This is a genomic window from Mesorhizobium sp. M7A.F.Ca.CA.002.15.2.1 (assembly GCF_003998715.1).
In the GTDB taxonomy this organism is placed as follows: domain Bacteria; phylum Pseudomonadota; class Alphaproteobacteria; order Rhizobiales; family Rhizobiaceae; genus Mesorhizobium; species Mesorhizobium ciceri.
Genome location: NZ_RZPI01001288.1, coordinates 1 through 412, shown reverse-complemented (window position 1 = coordinate 412; position 412 = coordinate 1). Strand labels below are relative to the sequence as shown.

General features: G+C 60.2%; 1 pseudogene. It reads right to left on the bottom strand.

Annotated features, from left to right (window positions below):
• Positions 1-412, bottom strand: a pseudogene (gene sucA, locus ENZ74_RS34185) (2-oxoglutarate dehydrogenase E1 component); the annotation flags it as partial.

The following is a 412-nucleotide window of genomic DNA, read 5'->3' as shown; positions in this document are numbered from 1 at the left end:
AGGTACTTGACGTCGATGAACTGCTCGAAGCCTTCAGCCTCGACCAGCTTCTGCAGGATCGCCTTCTTGCCGGCGGCGGTGAAGGTGATCTCCTTGTCGGCACCCTCGATGCGCGCCTGGATCCAGGCCTTTTCCTCAGGGTCGGAAATATGCATGAACTCGACGCCGAGCGTGGAGCAATAGGTGCGGGTCAGGATTTCCAGCATCTGCCGGATGCTGCCGAATTCAAGCCCCAGCACATTGTCGAGGAAGATCGGCCGGTCGTAATCGGCTTCGGTGAAGCCGTAGTTTTCCGGCGACAGCTCGTTGTAATCCTCGAGCGGCTTGGCGATGCCGAGCGGATCGAGATTGGCGTGCAGATGGCCGCGCATGCGGTAGGCGCGGATCATCATGATGGCGCGCACCGAATCGC